This is a genomic window from Leifsonia sp. Y878 (assembly GCF_057669685.1).
The window spans coordinates 1-20,588 of the sequence record NZ_JBYHFS010000003.1; the positions used below are offsets into that span (position 1 = coordinate 1).

The following is a 20,588-nucleotide window of genomic DNA, read 5'->3' on the forward strand; positions in this document are numbered from 1 at the left end:
CGCCGAGAGTCGCCGTTTGTGCCGAGAGTCGCCGTTGTAACGGCGACTCTCGGCACAAACGGCGATTCTCAGGAGAGCTGGCAGCCAAGCGGATGCGCGAACGACGTGAAGTGATGCGTCAGCCGCGCGGTTTGAGTCTCACGGTCGGCAGCGTCGGTGCCGGCAGCGGCGCGCCCGGGTAGCCGACCACGGTGCCGAACCGTCCCTCGTCTGAGCGCCCCGTTTCGGAGCGGTCGACGCCGACACCGTCTGCGGTACCAGCGAAACCGTCTGGGGTACCAGCGAAGCGGATGTCGTCAGCTGCGGCTGAGCTGGCGGCATCCGTTTCGCCGATCACGTCTGACTGCCACTCGGCCCTGAATGCCTCGATCTCGTCGTGGGTGCGGCCGATGAAGTTCCACCACATCACGATCTGCTCTGCCAGGGGCGCGCCGCCGATGAGCAGCACGCGGGCGGGCGCTGGGCCGCTCGCGATGACGAGGGTCTCGGCGCCGGGAGGCCGGTAGCCGATGGAGTGCAGGGGAACGACCTCGTCATCGACGGTGACCGCACCGGAATCGACGAGCACGCCGTGCTCGAAATCCGGATCGACCGGGAGAGCGATCTCGGTGTGTGGCGGCAGATCGATCTGGGCGCCGACGAGGGGACTGAACGTCGTCGCGGGGGACTGCTGGCCGAGCAGGCTGCCGATAAAGACGCTGATACTCGCGCCCTGGTGAGAAATGACGGGAGGGGCATAGCTCTCGAAGAAGGGAGCGACGTGCCTGGCGGAATCCGGAAGCGCGGTCCACAGCTGGGCGCCGTGCAGAACGGTGGTGGCCGGAAGCGAGACTTCGGAGTGTTGCACACCGCGACCGGCCGTCATCAGATTGAGCTCGCCCGGACGCACGATGGCGTGCGCGCCGGTGGAATCGCGGTGCTCGATGTCGCCGGCGAACAGCCAGCTGACGGTCTGCAGGCCGGTGTGGGGGTGCGGGGGCACGTTCATGCCGCGGGTGGCGACGTCATCGGGGCCGTAGTGGTCGACGAAGCACCACGCACCGATCAGCGAACGGGAACGCTGCGGCAGCGTGCGGCGCACGGTCATCGCGCGCGGACCGCCGAGTGGAACCATGCGCGGCTCGAGAATCTCGATGCCGTCGGTCACGGCAGGGCTGTCGAGGCAGATGCGCTCAACGGGTTCGGTCTCGAGATTGCTCATGACGGCAGCCTATTCGCCCGGTGCTCATCCGTCTGCGGTGCGGCACTCATGGTCGGCGGTGAATGAAGTCAGCGGATGTCCGCTCCGGCGGCGGCGCCATATCCACGGTAAGAGTGGGTCAGCTGTGGGTCAGCTGCGCCTCTCGGTCTCGGCTGGCCCATCCGTTGTTCGCGGTAGAGGCAGGGTGGGACCGGTCGCAGCCTGTGCTGGTGCCTGCGGCGACACAACCGGCAGCCCGTCGAGAACCTCTGTGGTGCGGTTGGCTGCAGCGTCGGCATCCGCTTGAGGTGCCACCGACCCCCCAGCTGACGCCGAAACCGACCCCTCAGCTGCCGAAGCCGACGCCTCGGCCGGCGGAGTCGTGGCCCCGTGCCCGCCGCGCCCGCCATGACCACGAGGGCCGCCACGGCCACCGTGCGTGCCGTCGCCCGGCGCTGCCGGAGCCGCCGGATCGGTCGAAACAGGGCGCAGTAGGAGTTCGAGCAGCAGTATCAGGATCAGCGCGATGACGGCCGTCCAGATGATCACCGGCACGGCGAGCGGACGCCAGAACAGGATGACGGCCGCAACGCACAGGGCGATGATGACCCGAATCCAGCGCCGTCCGCGGTAGAGGAACTCGCCGAACCGACCCGTGGTGATGCCGTTGCGCTCTGCGCTGGTCCGCAGCTTGGCGGCGGTGGAGACCGTCGCCCGACGGATGCTAGCTGAGCCGCGGAACGGGCCGGCCAGGTACGCCACTATCGCCAGTCCAATGCCGACGACACCCACTGAGATTGTTGTATTGGTGATGAACGGCAGTATGGCGTCATAGATGGCGCGTGCGGCGTTAGAGGGGATATACGCGGGCGCCACAGAGCCCACAAACAGCACGCGCCCAACTGCGATGCCGCTGCCGAGGATCAGCATCATGACAGCGAGTCCGACGCCGGTCCAGATCAGGGCACGAGCCCGTTTCCTGGCGATCAACACGCCGGCGGCCATGAGCACGATGCTGATGATCGGCAGCCAGTAGCCCAGCGCGTTGAGGATCGTGTACCCGGTCCTGGCCTGGAGCAGGCCATCGGCTTGGGCGATCACGATCGTGCGATCGACCTCTGGAATATTCGAGGCGAAGGTGAGCCCCTGCGACACCAGTTGATCCTTCACGGCGGCGATGACGGGTTTCAACTGGATGCCCAGTTCACCCTTGTCGTTCAAGACCAGCGCTCCAGAGGTGTCACCTTCCAACACGTTGAGAAGCTGAGTGTGAGTGACCTGCAGCGTCCGTTGCCACAGCTCGGCGAAGGCAGGCGATTCAATCACCCGCTCTGTGGCGCTCCGTACCAGGGATTGCATGCCCTCAACGGCTGGTTGCTTCAGCAGTTGCAGTGCCGCCGCTGCGCGAGGCGGCAGGTTCAGCGACGCGATGCCGTCGAAGACGTCTGTGGCAATCGACTCAAAGTCAACGTTTTCATTGACGACCTTGACGATCTCATCGACAAGAACGGCCTGCACGGCTGGATCCTCTGCCAACGGGCCGAGCGTCTCGACGAACCGCGTCGTATCCGTGACTTCGGCCTTGACCCAGGACGCGACGACGGCCGTCGGCGCCAGGAGCAGACCGAGAAGGATGAGAATGAAGGCCACGGGAGCACGCCACCGCCCTGGATGGGGCGGCGCTGGCGCGAGCACGACTGGAGGTGCACCGCTGACTAGTTGCGCGCGAAGCCGTTCGTTCTCTGCGAGCAACTGCGCGACCCTGTCGTCGGCACTGATCTGGTGATCTGGACCGATCTGATCTTCTGGCCTGTCGAGGTTCGCCATCTGAATGCTCCATCCAGGTCGCCGGGGTCGACGATGTTTATCACTGAGAGTGCCACTATCGCGCATATGGGGCAACGCGCGCGCGTCTTAAGTTGATACTTGCTCGGGGAATACTGCCAGGACCATCACGCCGGGAGCGAACAGGGGCATGCAAGAGGGCAAACGCTGGTTACTCTCGATGTATCGGCACCATAACTGCCCAGGTGCTAAGGGAGTATTCATATGTTTGAGAGATTTACCGACCGAGCTCGTCGCGTCGTCGTTTTGGCCCAGGAAGAGGCCAAGATGCTCAACCACAACTACATCGGTACTGAGCACATTCTGCTCGGACTGATCCATGAGGGTGAGGGTGTCGCGGCGAAGGCTCTGGAGAGCCTTGGCATTTCCCTCGACGCTGTGCGCGAGCAGGTCCAGGACATCATCGGTCAGGGCCAGCAGCAGCCGACCGGACACATCCCCTTCACTCCGCGTGCCAAGAAGGTGCTTGAGCTGAGCCTCCGTGAGGCGTTGCAGCTCGGCCACAACTACATTGGCACCGAACACATTCTTCTCGGCCTGATCCGCGAGGGCGAGGGCGTCGCAGCCCAGGTACTCGTCAAGCTCGGCGCCGACCTCAACCGGGTGCGCCAGCAGGTCATCCAGCTTCTCTCTGGCTACCAGGGCAAGGAGCAGGTACAGGTCGGAGCGAACGAGCAGTCCGGATCCCAGGCGGGCAGCCAGGTTCTCGACCAGTTCGGTCGCAACCTCACGCAGGCCGCGCGCGACAACAAGCTCGACCCGGTCATCGGCCGTGAGAAGGAAATCGAGCGGGTCATGCAGATCCTGTCTCGCCGTTCCAAGAACAACCCTGTTCTCATCGGTGAGCCCGGCGTCGGTAAGACCGCTGTGGTTGAAGGACTGGCCCAGGCCATCGTCAAGGGCGATGTGCCTGAGACGCTGAAGGACAAGCAGCTCTACTCGCTTGACCTCGGTTCGCTCATCGCCGGTAGCCGCTACCGCGGTGACTTCGAAGAGCGCCTGAAGAAGGTCACCAAGGAGATCCGCACGCGCGGTGACATCATCGTCTTCATCGACGAGATCCACACGCTCGTCGGAGCCGGTGCCGCTGAAGGTGCCATCGACGCTGCCAGCATCCTGAAGCCGCTGCTTGCCCGCGGCGAGCTGCAGACCATCGGTGCGACCACGCTCGACGAGTACCGCAAGCACTTCGAGAAGGATGCCGCGCTTGAGCGCCGCTTCCAGCCGATCCAGGTTGCGGAGCCGTCGCTGGCCCACACCATCAACATCCTCAAGGGTCTGCGCGACCGGTACGAGGCACACCACAAGGTGTCCATCACGGATGGCGCACTCGTGGCTGCCGCGAACCTGTCAGACCGCTACGTGTCTGACCGCTTCCTGCCCGACAAGGCCATTGACCTGATCGATGAGGCCGGCGCTCGCCTGCGCCTGTCGATCCTGTCGAGCCCCCCAGAGCTGCGCGAATTCGACGAGAAGATCGCCGTGGTTCGCTCCGCCAAGGAAACCGCAATTGAAGACCAGGACTTCGAGAAGGCTGCCAGCCTGCGCGATGAGGAGAAGAACCTCCTCGGCGAGCGTCTGCGCCTCGAGAAGAAGTGGAAGTCAGGCGACGTCAAGACGACAGCTGTCGTCGACGAGGGCCTGATCGCAGAGGTGCTCGCCCAGGCGACCGGCATCCCCGTGTTCAAGCTCACCGAAGAAGAGTCCTCGCGCCTCGTCTTCATGGAGAAGGCACTGCACCAGCGCGTCATCGGTCAGGAAGAGGCCATCTCGGCGCTCTCCAAGACCATCCGTCGCACCCGTGCCGGCCTGAAGGACCCGAAGCGTCCCTCCGGCTCGTTCATCTTCGCCGGCCCGACCGGTGTCGGAAAGACCGAGCTCGCCAAGGCACTCGCTGAGTTCCTGTTCGACGACGAAGCCGCCATGATCTCGCTCGACATGAGTGAGTACGGCGAGAAGCACACGGTCTCACGACTGTTCGGTGCTCCTCCCGGATTCGTCGGCTTCGAAGAGGGCGGCCAGCTCACCGAGAAGGTGCGCCGCAAGCCGTTCAGCGTCGTGCTGTTCGACGAGATCGAGAAGGCGCACCCCGACATCTTCAACTCGCTCCTCCAGATTCTGGAAGAGGGACGCCTGACGGATGGCCAGGGTCGCGTGATCGACTTCAAGAACACCGTGATCATCATGACCACCAACCTCGGTACGAGGGACATCAGCGGCTCGCCCGTTGGCTTCCAGCTCGAGGGCGACACGGCCACCAGCTACGACCGCATGCGCGGCAAGGTGAACGAGGAACTGAAGAAGCACTTCAAGCCCGAGTTCCTGAACCGTGTTGACGAGATCATCGTCTTCCCGCAGCTGTCGAAGCCCGAACTGTTGCAGATCGTCGACCTGTTCATCAAGCGCCTCAGCGAGCGGATGCTTGACCGCGACATGACCGTCGAGCTCACGCAGTCCGCCAAGGAGCGCCTCATCGAGGTCGGCTTCGACCCGACACTGGGTGCTCGTCCGCTGCGTCGTGCGATCCAGCACGAGGTGGAAGACCGCCTCTCAGAGAAGATCCTGCACGGCGAGCTGAACGCTGGCGACCACGTGCACGTCGACTTCAAGGACGGCGAATTCGTCTTCACCACGTCGGCGCGTGAGAATGCGGTTTCGGTCGGTGTCAACTCATCCGCTGCCATCGGCACGGGTCCGGTGACGCCAGACCTCGCTATCTCAAGCGACTAGGCACACACTCACTGAGTTGCACGAAGGGCCCGGCGGTTTCGACCGCCGGGCCCTTTCGCGTGCCCGGCACCCGCTGCGCTCGCTCCTCGACCAACGGGGTTGGCCAGCGCTCCTAGACTGAACGTGCACGGAACACTTGCAGCGATGAAAGGACGGTGGGCGTGAACGATCAGGGGTATTCGGTACGACGAGCGCGCACCAGCGATGTGCCGCGCATCAAGGAGCTCGTCGAGCCTCTGGTGCAGAAGCGCATCCTCCTCGGCAAGGAGACCGTTGTCTTCTACGAGGCCGTCCAGGAGTTTCGCGTGGCTGAGGACGCCAACGGAGCGCTGATCGGCTGCGGCGCCCTGCACGTGATGTGGGAGGACCTCGGCGAGGTACGCACTCTCGCCGTGGAGGAACACTGGCTCGGCAAAGGCGTCGGCCACGCCATCATCGACCGCCTCGAAGATGACGCCCGCGAGCTTGGACTCAGCCGCTTGTTCTGCCTGACCTTCGAGGTCGGCTTCTTCAGCCGCCACGGCTTCGTCGATATGGGAACCGAGACCGTTGACCCGTCGATTTACGCCGAACTCGTGCGCTCTCCCGACGAAGGTGTCGCCGAGTTCCTCGACCTGGCCAGGGTGAAGCCGAACACCCTGGGCAACACTCGAATGGTCAAGCGTCTCTAGCAGCGCCTCAACACGGCTTTCGCTGTGAATCTGCAGGGCTGGGGGCACACGCGTCGGTGAACCACCGCGCAAATGACCGGTGTTCGTCTGGCACAGACATACTCTGATGTCATGTCGACGATCAAGCATCCGGTCGGCCCCCAGTCCAGCAATGTGTACTGGCGCCGACGTCTCGTAGTTGGCCTCGGTCTTCTGGCCGTTCTGGTCATCATCATTCTCATCATCGTGCGCCCCGGCTCCAGCACGGGCGACCCGGTCAGCACCACCTCGCCCGCCGCGACCGAGCAGGCCACAGACGCCCAAACGGATGCCGCAACGCCGCCGGCATCGGGCAGTGCGTCGGGCACCTGCAACCCGAACACCATCCAGGTTGACGCCATCACCGACGCTGATTCGTATGACCCAGGGCTCCTGCCGCAGCTCACGCTGAGCATCACCAATACGGGTCCGGCTCCCTGCACAATCAACGCGGGAACGGCCGCCCAGGTCTTCACGATTTCGAGCGGTGACGATGTCTACTGGACCTCGACCGATTGCCAGACGGATGCCACGGACGCCGACGTCACCCTGGAACCGGGTGTCGCGGTGAGCTCGTCCGAAGCGATCGCCTGGGACCGTACCCGCTCGGCCAAAGACACCTGCGATGCATCCCGCGATGCCGCCCCGGGCGGTGGAGCGTCGTACTACCTCACCGTGAGTGTTGATGGCGTGGAGTCAGAGTCACCGACGCAGTTCCTGCTCTACTAACGCAGCGGACCGCGCCCGTTCGTCGAGCGACCTCGCCGCAGTGACGCTGCTGGATGCCGACACGGTTTCGCTATCCGCTCAACGAGCCCGCACGCCGGGCACCGACTGGAGTGCGCCGGATAGGCTGGTCTCATGGCACCCAAGTCGCGCAAGCCCTCCAGAGCAGTCTCGAAAAAGAAGGGGCTGAAGCGACCCCTCCAGTTCCGTTCAGAGGCGTTGGCCCAGGCCCTCGAACGCCAGGATATGGCGGCCGTCGCCTTCGCGCTCCGCAACGGAAATACGGTTGTGCCGTTGAAGAAGGCCGCCGACAAGGACCGCCCGCTGGAGCCCGGCGAAATCTGGACGTACCGCGACCCCGCCACCGAAGAGGTTGCCCTGCTGCTGTTCAGCGATGCGGCACACAAGCCCGCCAACCTGCCGCCCGCTGTCGGTCTGCAGAGCCCGCAGTGGCTGGCCTCATTCCTCACCGCGCACGCCGATGAGATCACCACCGTCTTCCTCGACATCGCCGGTCCGCACCCGATGCAGGCCTCGCCCGCCGAGTTGCTGGGTGCGCTCGGTCCGCTGCCGGTGGACTTCAAAGCGGATGCCGACGATGCGGTGCTCGCGGCCCTCGACGACTTCGACGAAGAGGACACCGCGGCGGAGGACGCAGGCGACGTGGCTGATGACGCGGACGGGACTGACACCGGCGACGACGCCACACCGAGCCCCGACAAGGCCTGATCCGTCTCCACCCTTCTTTGCCGCCCCCGCTGATTGAGGAGCGCCCGAGGAACGAGGTCGCGTCTCGAAATGACCCCCGGCCGTGTGATCACACCGCGTGCGGCTCTCCCGTCCTTGTGGACGCCCTTGCCCGCTGCCATACTCGCTGACTAAGGGGGATGTTATGGACGTGGGCTCGGTCGTAATCGCAATCATCGTTGGCGTGGTTTTCCTCGCCCTCGTGCTCTATGTGTTCGGCACACTCTTCGCTGCGCCGATGGAGCCCATCGAACGTGTGCTCTGGGTGGTGGTGATCCTGGCCTTCCCATTCTTTGGCGCGCTGATTTGGCTGTCGTGGGGACAGGATTCGATCAAGCAGCGCAAGCTCCGCGCCGGCATCGAGAACTAGCTAGAACGCGCGGTCGAGCTCGGCGTCCCGCGCACTTGCGCCGCTCATCAGTGCGCGACCGACGGCCGTGCTGATCGTCACACTGGTGGCGTCGATGCGGTGGGTGAAGCCGAGCCGGGTTCCTTCTGCCGCACGCTGCTTGGCCGCGGTCACCGGGCGGATCTCACCGGCCAGGCTGATCTCCCCGAACGCCGCAATGTGGTGCGCGATGGGCTTGTCGCGCGCGGCCGATGCAATGGCCAGCGCGATCGCGAGGTCGGCTGCCGGTTCGGTGAGGCGCACGCCGCCGACGGTGGAGACGTAGACGTCCTGGTCGGACAGTTTGATGCCCGCACGCTTCTCCAGCACGGCGAGCAGCATGGCAACACGGGACGGATCCACGCCGTTCGTGACCCGCCGCGGGTTGGGCGCAGTGGTGGGCGAAACGAGCGCCTGCACTTCAACGGGCATAGCCCTGCGGCCCTCGAGCGCGACGGTGACACACGTGCCAGAGACCGGCGCCGTGCCGCGGCTGAGGAACAGCCCGCTGGGGTCGGCGACCTCTGCGATACCGTCACCGGTCATTTCAAAGCAGCCCACCTCATCCGTTGGGCCAAAGCGGTTCTTGAGCGCTCGGATGAACCGCAGGGCGGTCTGGCGGTCACCCTCGAACTGGCAGACCACGTCGACGATGTGCTCCAGCAGCCGGGGGCCGGCGATGGAGCCGTCTTTGGTGACGTGACCGACGAGCAGGATGGGCAGGTCACGGTCTTTGGCGACGCGGATGAGCGTGGAGGCCACCTCGCGCACCTGGGCTGGCTGGCCGGGGAGGCCATCGGAGAGGGCGCTGGCGACGGTCTGCACGGAGTCGACGATGACGAGGTCTGGTTTGACGGCGTCGATCTGGCCGAGGATGGTGCCGAGGTCGGTCTCGGAGGTGAGGAAGAGCTCTGGCTGGAGGGCCCCGGTGCGTTCGGCTCGCAAGCGCACCTGGCTGACGGATTCTTCGGCGCTGACGTAGAGCACCCGCGACTTGGCAGCTGCGGCCTTCGACGCCACCTCGAGCAGCAGGGTGGACTTGCCGACGCCGGGCTCGCCGCTCAGCAGGATGACGGCGCCGGGGACGATGCCGCCGCCGAGCACGCGGTCGAACTCATCAATGCCGCTCGGCCAGTGCTCAACCGCGGTGGTGTCGACGTGGGTGATGGGACGGGCAACGTTGGCGCCGGCGACGGCGGTGGCCTTGACGGCGCGGCCGAGGCCGGCCTTCTCGACGACGTCTGTCACGGTGCCCCACTGCTGGCATTCGCCGCAGCGGCCGGCCCATTTTGCGGTGGCCCAGCCACACTCAGTACAGCGGAAGTTTGATGCGGGCTTAGCCATACTTCAGAGCCTAGTTCTGGCCGCTGACACTCTCGGTCAGCGGGAGATGCGGTGGAGTCTCGTCGGCCGGGCGTGCCTGGGGAAAGCGCGCGGCGACATCCGCACTGAGGGCAGGCAGGAATGCCTCTGCCCACACCCGGTAGCCGCGGTCGTTGGGGTGGAACATGTCGTTCGCGAACTGGGTGGCGACACTGCGGAGGCCCTGCCGATGCGTGGTGGCGTGCAGCGGGGCAACGGTGAGCCCGTGCTCGGCGGCCACGCGGCGCACGATCTGGTTGGCCACGGCAACCTTGCGTTCGTTGGGCGGCAGGTGGAAGCAGGGCAGGTCGGCGACGATGGCGTGCTCTGGCAGCGCGGCGAAGATCTCACGGATGCCGCTCTCGAAGACCTCTGCATCCCAATTCGCGATGTCGTTGGCGCCAATGGCGACGGTGACAATGTCGGGCTGCAGTTTCACGAACCGGGGGAGCTGGTCGCGCACGGCGAGGGCGACGGTGGCGCCGGACACGCTGAGGTTGAGCACGCGTACCGTGCGGTTCGTCAGGAGTCGGATGTGGTCGGCCAGCAGCCCGACATAGCCGCGGTTGGGGGCGCTGGCGCCGATTCCCTGCCCGGCGCTGTCGCCGATGGCGACGTAGAGCAGTTCGCCCTTCTCCTTGGCGTGATCGCGCCACCATTTCGAGTTGATGGGCAGCGTCTCATTGAGCACCACCGCGTTTTCGGCGATACGGCGGCGGAACTCGCGATAGCCGGCGCGGGCGGCGTAGCCCAGGCCGATGGCGGCGCCCAGGGAGCCGGCGGTGACGGCGAGATTTCGGAGTGGTCGTTGAACGGATGTCACTAGCCGAGAGTACAGCGGACGGCTGACAGTGGGCGGTCAGTGGAGTTGGGGCTTGGTCCAGGCTGTCGCCGAGGCCACGGCACGCAAAACGCTCGATTCGCTCCCGAGCGGCTTTCTCAACTAGAATCGTCCTCGGTACCGTGTCCGAGCGGCCGAAGGTGCAACTCTCGAAAAGTTGTGTGGGGGAGACTCCACCGTGGGTTCAAATCCCACCGGTACCGCCACAGAAAACCCCCTGCTTCCCTTGTAAACACTGGGAAGCAGGGGGTTTTTGTTTGCCGCGATTGACCCAGCGGTAACACAGCGGTAACGAAGCATCTGTGAGCAAGTGCGAGTTGAAGCATGCGGTACGTGGTGACCCGCTCGACTGGCGGGTAGCAGGTACCGGCCTGGCGAAGATCTCCATGGTGCGCCGTGGCGGCTCGAGAGCGGCCGATTCAAGGTCCTCGCAGCGGTCACCGCGTCGAGCGTGCGCTGCTGGTGAGCGCAGAGAGATACGCGGCCTCGACGTGCCCAACGTGTGTGGGAGCGCGCTGTGCGGCTGATGTCTTCCAAATGCACACCCGTACACTTTTTCTCTCGTCGAAATGTGTACGCGTCTGGAGACTGTGCAACCCATACGAGACAAGGGAAGCGAGCTCATCCAGCATCAAGCGTCGTACACATCCTCGCGACGACAACTCAAGTTCAGGAACCCCCGGGTGCGCATGAATTCAACGGAGTGGGGGGAAGGGTGCACATCTGTACACATACTTCTGGTGGGTGGGAGCAAAATCGCAAAGGTTTGAAAAGCGGCGGTACAAACGGCACACGCGGTACAGCCATGCGAGATCCGCGGAAATCCGGGGAAATTCGCATGGAATGTGTGCCTTGCTGGCTTCAAAATAGGGGCTGGAAAAAAGGTATTTTCCTGTTTGGCTGAAGACCGGCTCATGGCTCCCGCCACAACTGCTCGCAGGGGAGTGCTAGCGCCCTGTCGATTGGTTCAGGGAATCGGGCGCACCTTGGCAACGCGCACCTGACTATGAGGCGCGGACACCCATGCCCGAAACAGTAGTCGGCTCAGGCTCACAGTCACCGCCGCACGCTGGGCACGTTCGGTAACTCTCATCCTTGGGCACTCGGATCACTGCACCGTCGGGGCCCTCGAGCTCAGCCTACGCAGGGGCCACTCTGGCCTGTCAAGCATTTCAGGGATTACCAGCACCAGCTCGCTCGGCAGCTCAAAAGTACGTTGACCGTGCTGCACCGAACTCGCCAGGCAGCAGGGGTCACCACAGTTCAGCTCAGAAAAACCTTCGGGCCGAGCATCGGCAGTGGCCTTCCGGGTGGACTCGGGTGCCTTGGATTATCCTCGTTGGTCAGAGGATCCCACGTGAACACCCGGACGCCCATCCGATCGAGCAGCGCCTGGACGTCGACCTTCGCCCGTCTCAGCGTTGCGTGCGGCATATTTCCCCATGCACCGAGCACCTCGGTCGCGCCATGAAGTAGAAGCACTTGTTCGATCGCAGCGCAGTTCAGTGCCGACAGGGTCGCATCGAACTCAGTAAGCTTGCTCGGCTTGGGGGATCGCTCTGGATAGAGGTTGAGCATGATCCAGCCGGTATAGCCGTGACGCTCGCTGGCTTCGATGATCCGATTGACCGTCTTGTCGGCTTGTGACTCTTGCGCATGCGATGGGTTCATGCCGATCACGATGAGTGGTTGGGTGTCGACGGCTACGTTTGCGACGTTCCCCAAAGCAAGACGGTGTGACAGCATGCCTGGATTCGGCTCCCAGAAGTCGGGCTCCTGCCCAGCCGGGTATTTGATCTTCATGAATGTGCCTTTGCTTCTTTAAGCGGGGTTACTGTGCGAGCGTTGACGAGCGGGGACTCACCCTCTACGTATCCAGAAAGTCCCACTCGCTCCCCAGTACCCATCGCAACGCAGAGAGCTTGCCGTTCAGCATGCCAAGTTCAAAATCTGTGTAGGGCCCGAGCTGCCCGGGCTCTGTATACGTCGCTTTGACTCGACTGCGCCCCGGCCCAGCGATGCCCCGCATCCGATCGAGCTCGACCGTGTCTCCGGTCGATTCGAGACGGTAGTCGTGCTCTAGCGAACGGTGGTACCAGATCCGGTCAAAGAGCACCTTCTCCGCGTCTGAAATCTCGCCCAGTCTGCGTGGCTCCTCAAGGAAGTCCAGGTCCGCGAAAAGCTCTTCAATCTCTTCGCCGAAATGTTGGAGGAGAACGCTGTTCAAGCCATTAACGCCGAGCGCATAGGTCGACCCGTCGGCTTCGAATACGTCAGCGATGTCCGCATGAGGTTTCCTCTTGTCACCCGCCGCGTCTGAGAAGTCCTCGCTGTTCGAAGTGACGAACGCGTGCGGGTCTGAACTAACGTCGGCGTCCATTATTGCCATGACGTACAGCTCGATAAGCAGCGCGTCGGCGACGCTGTTGCGCGAGCGATGCAGCGGAGCGCGCTTGTCTAGGCCCCGGCTGACGACAGCCGCGTGCTCGCGCTGAGTAGGCTCCAGGATCAGTCCACCGCGCAGCAGCGCTAGCACGTCGTCGAAGTTGCGGGTGGTCATAGCGCCTATGAGCGGGAGGTCTCTCGCAAGATCTGAGACCATCTCGGCAGCTTGCTGCATGTGAGAGGTTCCGTACTCGTCGAGGTCCTGCTTCATCAGCTTGAACCTTTGATTGATCGTCGCAGTCATTGACTGCTCGATCCGTTCCCGATTTCGCTCGAACTCGTCGACGATCAGGGTGGGGACTAAGAGTCGCACCTCGCCATTGCTCACCAGATGTCGCAGACTTGCGATCCACCGCTGACCATCGCGCCGCTTAGAGAGATCAAGCCAAGTGGAAGTATCTACGAATAAGCTCAGCATGGCCCTAGGCTATCGGGCGACATCGCCTCGGTGGCCTGACAAGATGGGCTAGTCCGGCTGTCGTCCAAGGTACTCAGTCGTCCAGTGGTTCAAGAAGCACCCACGATCGTCCTTGAGGTGCCACAGCCTATGAATCGTTGGTTCAGACAAGATGGATTGGCGCAATGGCTCCATCGCCTCGACGGCTATCTGCCCAAGGCTGCCCAGGATTTGGACCTGACCAGTTGAGTGTCCGAGCAGCAACGGTGCAATGCCGCTCAAAGTGGATTCTCCTGGCTCAGCTGGCTTGCCGAAGTGCACCCCACCTTCGACGTGAGCGTAGTAGCGGATCACGCTCTTCACGGTTAGCTCATTGTCTTCGGCAATGCCGATGACAGTCTTGAGGAACTGTTCGAGATCAGAGGAAGGGGTGTTCTGTCCGCCGATGATCCGCTCACCTCCGATCCCGAGTTGGCGCGGCAATCCCGCAGCGGCAAGCTTGTCCTCGAGCTCATTCCAAGAGCGGATGTGAAATTCAATCGGAACTTCGGGCCGTGTGGCCTTCACTGTGTTGAGTAGGGCCTTCCCATCGGTCAGTAGCTTTCGCAACAGAGGCGCAATACCCAACAGCTCATATCTGGTTCGTGTCTCAGGATTAGTGCTCCGCCGGCGAAGGTCGTCGACCGTCTCGACGAAGAGCCACTCTGCGAGGATCAGTTGCTCGCTGATGTCCTGCGCCATCAGACGACCTCACATTCTTTCTGGGTTGCTTCCTTGAGGACACCTGACACGGTGCCGACAGAGACGCCCACGGCCTCGGCAATAACCCTGATCGACTCGCCCTTTTCTCGACGAGCCAGGATTACTGTGCGCTTGTCCTCATCGACCACACGGGGACGGCCTCCGACCTTCCCTCGCGTGCGTGCGGCTTCCAGGCCGTTCTTGGTCTTCTTCACGATGTCGCGGCGGCGGTCTTCGGCCAGAGCGAACGTGAGGTCAAGCAGGAAGCTGCGCTCCTTGTGCTCGCCGGCGGCAATGCCTTCGAGTACCTTGACGAGGATGCCCTGCTTGAACAGGTCCTCCAAGACGATTAAGCCCTCGATGAGGTTGCGCCCAAGCCGGTCGACCTCTTGTACAGCGAGCATGTCGCCGGGCCGGATGTACTCAAGCGCCGCCTGCAGCCCCGGTCGCTTGTCCAGCTTCAGGCTCCCGCTGACCTTCTCTTCGAAGACCTTGACGCAGATCGGGTCCAGCGCGTCGTGCTGCCGGGCAGTGTCCTGACCCTTAGTGCTTACTCGTACAAGTCCTACCAGTGCCATGACAATAATCCGTTCAATAAACGTGTTCAGTTATTGCTTTCAAGCCTACCTGTTGTTGAACGAGTTGCTGAACGACGTGCGAGCCTGAATTGGGTGTTTTCGAGCACCCTTCAAAAGCATCATCGAACGACCGTTTATTGAACGGTCGTCACCGAGGAAGCAGGCTGTGAAAACGGACTGGCACCGCAGCGAGCGTCCCCCTCCGCTCCACCCGGACCGATACTCTGTGACCATGTCCAAACCTTCGTCACGTGAGCCTGTGCCTCCCGCGCAAGAGAAGGTCGTCATTGCTCGGAGTGGGAACATCTGCGCCTACCCCGGATGTGGACTAACGCTTACTATCGATGCGCACGCCAGTGGAGATCGGCCGAAGGCGACCGGCAAGGTGGCCCACATCTGCGCCGCTAGCCCAGGAGGGCCTCGATACGACGAGGTGATGACGAAGGTGCAGCGCGGTTCGGCAGACAATCTCATCTACCTATGCGGACCTCACCACGACGCCGTGGACTCACAGCTCGAACTCCACACGAAGACGTTCCTGCGGGAAGCCAAGTACGCACATGAGACTCAAGTGGCAAGAGCACTTCGGGCCGGGATTGGTGACGTCAGTTATGAGGAGCTGATTCTGGTGTGCGGCGTCCTCGTGAACGCCACGGTTCCACTAGATGCCACACAAGTTAAAGTCGCCCTGCCCCTTGGCAAAAAGATTGAGCTCAACCAGCTCGGACCGGCATCGGTCGACCGCATCAGCGCGGGCTTATCCCAGGCGCGCCGCGTCGAGAGCTTCATCTCGTTTCAGACGGAGTACACGCCGGGATTCGGCCGGTCGCTCGCTGCGCGCTGCAAGAGCGACTACTACTTGGCGATCGCGGATGGGCTGCTCCCTGACGAGGTTTTCGACTTCCTCGTTCAACGGGCCTCCGACAACGCCGGTTCCAAGGACAGCCCGCGGCTGAGAGCGGCAGCCCTTGCCGTGGTTGCTTATCTTTTCGAAATATGTGAGGTCTTCGAACGTGAGTGAGCTCTTCCCCGACAAATTCACTCCTATCGGCAGGACGCTTGTGGGTGAAGCATCCGTCGTGCTCGCCGTTCTCGGTCGCCGCGGCTTGAGCGTGGGCCAACTGTTTGTCGAGTTTCGGGCTGCTGCACCGACCACGCCATACGATTCGTTCGCCGCTGCCCTGACTCTGCTTTACGGTGCTGGAGTCCTTGACCACAACGAGGGAATCGTGAGGGCTGCCTGATGCTTCTTCGCCTTAGCTCAAATATGCCTGAGTTCATCCCTATCGACTTCAAGCCCGGGTTCAATGCGGTTGTTGCGGAACGAGCTCCGGAATCGACGGAGCAGGACAGCCGCAATGCGCGAGGTAAGTCGACGCTTCTGCTCCTGCTCAACTATGTTTTGGGTGGCAATCTGGATGCGCGACTGCAGCCGCTCGCGGACGATGGCTGGGAGTTTACGCTCGAGTTAGAGATGTTTGGCGGTACGGTTCGCGCGACCCGAGCTCTTGCGGACGGCAAGAAGTTGCCCCTTGTGGCGACTGGGCCAGCAAACGATGTCATCGCATCCTGGCTCAACGAAGGGCAGGTCGCGCTCGACGACTGGAAGGCGCTGCTTGGACTCGCACTATTCCGTTTGGAGCCGCCCGAGGAAAAAGTCACGGGCGGCATTTCCGTTCGTATTTTGCTTTCGTACGTGATTCGTACCGACGCTCCCAAAGACCCGTTGAAGGTGGCGACGATGCAGAGCGCCACCAGCAGCCGCGAACACGTCGCGTTCCTTCTCGACCTCGACTGGATGGTTGTCCGTGAGCTCGCGGATATCGCGAAGGGACTCGAGCAGCTCAAGACAATCACCGGCGCGGCTCGCGATGGACTGGTCGCGACCCTGAGACCGGAAAGTGAGCTGGTGCTTCAGCGTGCAGCGCTTCTGAATGAAGTGGAAGAGTGGGAAAGTCGAGTATCAGGCTTTCGTATCCTCGAGGACCCCAATTCGCTCGTCGCACGTGCGGATGCCCTTACCGCGACGATTTCTGGCCTGCGCGATGACGCCGTCGTCGACGGCCGTATGCGTGCGCTTTACTTCGCCTCGCTCAGCGATGACGCTGACTCGCCCGTCACCGCAATCAGCGTCGAGTCATTGTTTGCTGCAGCGGGTGCGATACTGGCAGACGGTTTCAAGCGTCAGATGCACGACGTCGCCGCATTTCACACCGCCCTGGTCACCAACCGACGCGTTTTCCTTCGAGCAGAGATTGAGACCCTCGACGGCCGTATCGAAGCCCGTAAGGCCGAGCTTTCTCGCTTGGACGAGCAGCGAGACGGAACGCTTCGGGCGCTAGATGCGGGCGGAGCGCTCGAAGAGCTGAACGCCATGCGGAACGAATTGGCCGATGTTCAGGCCCGGGTGGCAGCAGTCGACCTCCAAATCGAGCAGGCACGTGAATTGGTCACCAAGCGAGAGGACCTGAAGCTGCAGCAGTCGACTAGTCGCAAATTGGCGAATGAGCAGCTTGCCGACTCCCGAACGAAGCTGGATCACATCGGACTCCAGTTCAGCCAGAAGATGCACCGCCTATACGGCAAAGACGCAGCGCTCATCGTTGACGTTGACAATGCCGGCTATAAGTTCACCGTCAAAGTGCCGGGCTCCGGGAGCACGGGCGTGGACCGAATGAAGTTGTTTTGCTTCGACCTGACAATGCTTGAAGAAGGCGCCGTCACCTTGCGCCACCCCGACTTTTTGGTGCACGACTCCATCGTGTTCGACGGGGTCGATCCGCGTCAGTTGGCAAAGGCACTCAGATTCGCTCAAGACATGGTGGAGTCGACCGGCGGTCAATACATTTGCACTATCAACAGCAACGACATCCCGGATGAGTTGCTCGGCGAACCCTGGTTCCGGGACGGAGTCGTGCGAACCGTCCTTGACACCGAAGTTGGCGGCCTACTCGGCCGTGATTTTTAGCTCTGTCACGGTCAGGGAAGTCAGCCGTCCATATCGGCAGTAGGTTGAGCAATTGCGATGGGCGAGGAGCACTCAACGGCTTCGGGCTGATGCGCCTGCAGCATGCTTAGCGGCAAAGAAGTCCTCCACTGAGAACACAGGTTTCGTTTCAGGGAGAGAGGTCCCGTCGAGGTCCTGCGTGAGCGCCGCGCGTGGGGACACAGAAGCCCCGTGCCACGAATTGCGACAACGGGGCTTCTGACTTGCTGTGTGGACTGATGCTCTCGGCAGAGGCCATCGACCGAGTCCCTATTTGGCGGCTTCCAGCTCGGCTTCGCCCGGTGCGCCATGGGTTGCGTCGAACCACTCGATGAAGCCGAGAGTGGTGCCCCACTCCTGGGAGATGCGCTCGTGAACCGCGCGCTGGTCGTGCCCGGGGAGGAAGTCGCGATTGCCGGCGACCTCTCCGCCGCATCCACATCCACAGGTCCGAGGTCCGAGGTCCAATGGACGAGGCGGGTAGGTGACTGGGTTGCGGAAGTTGTCGACGGTGGTGCCGATCAGCGCGTCGTAGTCTGCGTCGCCGGGGCCGAGCACTTTCCCTCGTACTGCAAACTTCGTCCGGCCACCATCGGGGTCCGGGAACTCGTCGAATTCGATCTTGCCGCCCTTGCGGTCGAGTTTCACGACCATGACCACTTCGGAGTCGTACGAGTACGTGGCGGTCTTCTCTTTGTGCACGCGTCGGCCAAGGGCCCAGACGCCCCGGTTCTGCGCGAAATTGTCCTCGGGAGAGAGGGCGGGATCCCAGCCAACCCACGTGCGGGACATGTGGTCATTCTGGGGATCGTGCTGCCGCTTGTCTCCGAGCTTGAAGTTGATCGTCATGAATTTCTCCTATAGATGCGGGCCAGGAAGAGGCTGGCTTGTGCTTGGTTTATATTTACCCTAGCTGAAGCTCTCCGGAAAGCGCAATCCTTGCACGACATTCATCGGCGAAGGGTGAAGTGTGACCGGCGGGCCGCTGTGTAGCTGCGCCAGTCGCGCTATTCGAAGCCATGGGCCCTCAGGAGTCCTGGTTCGCTCAGTGCCTGAATAATCACCACTAACCAGGGTAAGATTGTGTTTAACAGGCGTAAACACCACTTATGAGTAGTAGGCTTGTGATTATGCACAGCGATGTCACCAGTCTGGCTTGGCCTCCGCACGGGGTTGAGACCCTGCCCTGGCGTCAGCAGGTGCGCGGTGGCACGCGCGAAGACCGGATGTTCAGTGCGGTCGACGCAACAATCCCGCCACTGATCAAGACGCTCGACTATGTGCCGCCGCTGCCCGTGCTGCTGGCAACTGAGAAGGCCCTCCTCGCTGTTGCGCAGGCCAATACTGATGCCGAAGGTCACTCTGCGGCGCCCAGTCGGTTCATGATGCGTTCGGAATCTGTGGCCTCCTCGAAGATCGAGCGAATCACCGCAACCGCGGTTGACTACGCCAAAGCGATCGCAGGCAATCGGGGCAACGCCTCTGCGGTGAGCATGGTCGCCGCCTCGTCCGCGCTGCATGAGCTGATTACGACAGTCGATGAGAGTGGGCGCTTCGAGCTTGAACACATCACGAGCGCGCACCGCGCGCTGATGGAGGACGACCCAGACGAGGCCAACTACGCCGGCCTTCTGCGAGACATGCAGAACTGGATAGGCGGGAGCGACTACTCGCCCCGCGGTGCTCTCCATGTGCCGCCGGCGCCCGAGCGAGTCGCTGAGCTTATGACGGATCTCGTGGAGTACCTCAACCGCGACGACGTTCCGGTGATGGTGCAGGCCGCGATCGGTCATGCCCAGTTCGAGTCGATCCACGCCTTCACGGACGGTAATGGTCGCATCGGACGCGCGCTGGTATCTGCTGTGCTGCGTCGCCGCGGAGTAACCCGTAACGCCGTCGTGCCGCTCGCCAGTGGTCTCCTCGCGCGCCGCGATGACTACTTTGCATCGCTCGGCACGTACCGCCGCGGCGACCCCGCGCCGATCATTGACCTCTTTGCGCGTTCGGCGCGCGCTGCCGCCGAGTGCTCGCGTGACACCATCGCTCGCCTGAAGGCGATGCCCGATGAGTGGACCGCAGAGCTACGCCCACGCGCCGGGTCTGCGGCCGCCGCGTTGATTCAGGCGTTCTACGACCACCCGGTGATGAGCGCTGACGAGATCGAGACCCGTTCGGGCTCGGTTGCTTCCCAGGCATACCGTGCCATCGATCGGCTCGTAGAGGCTGGGTACCTCACGGAGATCACGGGGCGCAAGAAGAACCGGGTCTGGGCTGCATCTGAAGTGCTGGCCGAGCTCGACGATCTCGACCGGCGCATCCAGGCTGCGATGGAGTGAGGTTAGGCTCGGCGTTTTGTTAGCCAACGGCTTCTGCCGCAGCGAAGCATCCCCTAGCGTGGGGCACATGGCCCTCACCCTAGAGCAGCGCGCAGCGCAGCGGAAGATCGTCGGTACGTTGACCCTCAAGAGCGGCATGTGGTTCGAGCCCAACGGCGAGTTCTGCATCTGGAGAGACGAGCGCGCGTCAACGGAGTGGGGAAACGGGATTCCGGAGCTCAGCGCGCACTTCGACGCTCTGGAGATTCCGTACTTCGTTCGCGTCGAGGTGCTGACCATCGGGAAGCGGAAGAAGCCGGGAATCACGCTGGTGGTGCGATGGGATGACCTCCCAGCGCTCACACGCTGGGTGCCCTCGTTCGAGAAGCAGATCGACAACGTTCGTGCGGAGATCGAGGCTGGATGACAGACGCTCGCCAAACCCTGCTCGACGAGCGGTTACCAGGGTGGCGAGACTCACCAGGGCCGCGCGCCGGCTGACTGGGAAGGGCCCGCCACCAAGACGGTGACGGGCCCTCGACTTCCTAGAAGAGCACAGTCAACCACTCGCGTGCGGTCGAGACGACAGCATGGACAGCTGCGTTAACAGCTACCCCA

Annotated in this window: 19 protein-coding genes and 1 tRNA gene; 11 read left to right on the top strand and 9 right to left on the bottom strand. The window is 62.8% G+C overall.

Translation table 11 applies throughout. The features are described 5' to 3' along the window. Positions 1–118: 118 nt before the first annotated feature. Entirely contained in the window at positions 119–1,201 is a 1,083-nt protein-coding gene (locus AC25Y4_RS11070; RefSeq protein ID WP_488120477.1) for a pirin family protein, read from the bottom strand. A gap of 129 nt (positions 1,202–1,330) precedes the next feature. After that, on the bottom strand, positions 1,331–3,007 hold the full coding sequence (locus AC25Y4_RS11075) for a hypothetical protein (protein ID WP_488120478.1): 1,677 nt from the start codon (positions 3,005–3,007) through the stop codon (positions 1,331–1,333). Between the two features lie 222 nt (positions 3,008–3,229). Here AC25Y4_RS11075 and AC25Y4_RS11080 point away from each other — a divergent pair, with 222 nt between their 5' ends. The 5 genes from AC25Y4_RS11080 (at position 3,230) to AC25Y4_RS11100 (ending at position 8,287) form a co-directional block, all read left to right on the top strand. Further along, positions 3,230–5,755, top strand: a complete 2,526-nt coding sequence (locus AC25Y4_RS11080) for an ATP-dependent Clp protease ATP-binding subunit (RefSeq protein WP_488120479.1) — start codon at positions 3,230–3,232, stop codon at positions 5,753–5,755. A 155-nt stretch (positions 5,756–5,910) separates the two neighbouring features. Then, positions 5,911–6,426, top strand: coding sequence for an amino-acid N-acetyltransferase (locus tag AC25Y4_RS11085; protein WP_488120480.1), 516 nt, complete (start codon positions 5,911–5,913; stop codon positions 6,424–6,426). A 111-nt stretch (positions 6,427–6,537) separates the two neighbouring features. After that, positions 6,538–7,173 (top strand): hypothetical protein, encoded by a 636-nt coding sequence (locus AC25Y4_RS11090; RefSeq protein ID WP_488120481.1) that lies wholly within the window; start codon positions 6,538–6,540, stop codon positions 7,171–7,173. Between the two features lie 132 nt (positions 7,174–7,305). After that, a complete protein-coding gene (locus AC25Y4_RS11095; RefSeq protein ID WP_488120482.1) occupies positions 7,306–7,899 on the top strand; it encodes a hypothetical protein in 594 nt (197 codons plus the stop codon). Between the two features lie 163 nt (positions 7,900–8,062). Continuing rightward, positions 8,063–8,287, top strand: a complete 225-nt coding sequence (locus AC25Y4_RS11100; RefSeq protein WP_488120483.1) for a PLD nuclease N-terminal domain-containing protein — start codon at positions 8,063–8,065, stop codon at positions 8,285–8,287. On the opposite strand, the gene radA is transcribed toward AC25Y4_RS11100, so the two are convergent. After that, positions 8,288–9,649, bottom strand: coding sequence for a DNA repair protein RadA (radA, locus tag AC25Y4_RS11105; protein WP_488120484.1), 1,362 nt, complete (start codon positions 9,647–9,649; stop codon positions 8,288–8,290). Between the two features lie 10 nt (positions 9,650–9,659). Next, on the bottom strand, positions 9,660–10,490 hold the full coding sequence (locus tag AC25Y4_RS11110; RefSeq protein WP_488120485.1) for an SGNH/GDSL hydrolase family protein: 831 nt from the start codon (positions 10,488–10,490) through the stop codon (positions 9,660–9,662). A 134-nt stretch (positions 10,491–10,624) separates the two neighbouring features. Here AC25Y4_RS11110 and AC25Y4_RS11115 point away from each other — a divergent pair. Next, positions 10,625–10,714 (top strand) — tRNA-Ser (locus AC25Y4_RS11115). Between the two features lie 1,057 nt (positions 10,715–11,771). Here the strand turns inward: AC25Y4_RS11115 and AC25Y4_RS11120 are convergent. From AC25Y4_RS11120 to AC25Y4_RS11135, 4 genes are all read right to left on the bottom strand, one after another. Further along, on the bottom strand, positions 11,772–12,311 hold the full coding sequence (locus AC25Y4_RS11120) for a DUF1643 domain-containing protein (protein ID WP_488120486.1): 540 nt from the start codon (positions 12,309–12,311) through the stop codon (positions 11,772–11,774). 64 nt (positions 12,312–12,375) lie between these two features. Continuing rightward, positions 12,376–13,371, bottom strand: a complete 996-nt coding sequence (locus AC25Y4_RS11125; protein WP_488120487.1) for a PIN domain-containing protein — start codon at positions 13,369–13,371, stop codon at positions 12,376–12,378. Between the two features lie 48 nt (positions 13,372–13,419). Next, positions 13,420–14,091, bottom strand: coding sequence for a hypothetical protein (locus AC25Y4_RS11130; protein ID WP_488120488.1), 672 nt, complete (start codon positions 14,089–14,091; stop codon positions 13,420–13,422). Then, positions 14,091–14,669, bottom strand: a complete 579-nt coding sequence (locus AC25Y4_RS11135; RefSeq protein WP_488120489.1) for a recombinase family protein — start codon at positions 14,667–14,669, stop codon at positions 14,091–14,093. Before AC25Y4_RS11135 ends, AC25Y4_RS11130 begins: the two co-directional genes overlap by 1 nt. Before the next feature lie 436 nt (positions 14,670–15,105). Here AC25Y4_RS11135 and AC25Y4_RS11140 point away from each other — a divergent pair, with 436 nt between their 5' ends. From AC25Y4_RS11140 to AC25Y4_RS11150, 3 genes are read left to right on the top strand one after another with little or no spacing between them, the layout of a single operon-like run. Then, a complete protein-coding gene (locus AC25Y4_RS11140) occupies positions 15,106–15,690 on the top strand; it encodes an ABC-three component system protein (protein ID WP_488120490.1) in 585 nt (194 codons plus the stop codon). Beyond that, complete coding sequence (locus AC25Y4_RS11145) at positions 15,683–15,913, top strand: hypothetical protein (RefSeq protein ID WP_488120491.1); 231 nt, start codon at positions 15,683–15,685, stop codon at positions 15,911–15,913. Before AC25Y4_RS11140 ends, AC25Y4_RS11145 begins: the two co-directional genes overlap by 8 nt. A gap of 23 nt (positions 15,914–15,936) precedes the next feature. After that, entirely contained in the window at positions 15,937–17,637 is a 1,701-nt protein-coding gene (locus AC25Y4_RS11150; RefSeq protein ID WP_488120492.1) for a DUF2326 domain-containing protein, read from the top strand. 288 nt (positions 17,638–17,925) lie between these two features. Here the strand turns inward: AC25Y4_RS11150 and AC25Y4_RS11155 are convergent, their stop codons facing one another. Further along, positions 17,926–18,504, bottom strand: coding sequence for a hypothetical protein (locus AC25Y4_RS11155; RefSeq protein ID WP_488120493.1), 579 nt, complete (start codon positions 18,502–18,504; stop codon positions 17,926–17,928). A gap of 281 nt (positions 18,505–18,785) precedes the next feature. On the opposite strand from AC25Y4_RS11155, the gene AC25Y4_RS11160 reads away from it, so the two are divergent. After that, positions 18,786–19,991 carry a Fic family protein gene (locus AC25Y4_RS11160; protein WP_488120494.1) on the top strand — a complete coding sequence of 402 codons (1,206 nt, stop codon included), beginning with the start codon at positions 18,786–18,788 and terminating at the stop codon, positions 19,989–19,991. Positions 19,992–20,058: 67 nt separating this feature from the next. Continuing rightward, entirely contained in the window at positions 20,059–20,397 is a 339-nt protein-coding gene (locus AC25Y4_RS11165) for a hypothetical protein (protein WP_488120495.1), read from the top strand. Positions 20,398–20,588 lie beyond the last annotated feature (191 nt).